The following is a 459-nucleotide window of genomic DNA, read 5'->3' as shown; positions in this document are numbered from 1 at the left end:
GTATCAAGGTGATGACTTTGATAACTACAGGGAAGTCCGTTATAAGGTGACTTATTATCCCGAAAGTTGCGTTTTCATACAGACTGAGCGCATCGACGATACTTACTGATATAAAACATCTTCATGTTTATATAAATTTAAAAATACAAAGGAGAATATCATGATTTCACCCTTCGACACACATCCCGCTATTTTCAATCGAAAAGACGGCTCCGTCTTAACAATCAGCCGTAACGGCGTACTTTGTAAGGATAAAAACGGCAAGGTCACTTGTGACGTCGACTTTGACGACGTGAACGGACTTCATTGTTCAGGCTATTTAAGCTCAAACAATAACTATCAGATTATCTTCAGAGGTACGGACTGGAAAAATTTAACTGAAGTGGATACGGACTGCGAAAGCCGTGACGATTGCCATAATATTTTTGAAACCAAGGCCCTTATAGCAGCCTTTCTTCG

At 39.9% G+C, this 459-nt stretch carries 1 pseudogene; it reads left to right on the top strand.

The features are described from left to right. Window positions 1–160: 160 nt before the first annotated feature. Window positions 161–459: pseudogene (locus PGX78_RS04855) on the top strand (hypothetical protein); the annotation flags it as partial.

This window comes from Megasphaera sp. AF13-6AC, assembly GCF_027685385.1.
Lineage (GTDB): Bacteria > Bacillota > Negativicutes > Veillonellales > Megasphaeraceae > Megasphaera > Megasphaera micronuciformis.
The sequence above is the reverse complement of the archived record's forward strand: the minus strand, read 5'-3'. Positions and strand labels throughout refer to the sequence as shown.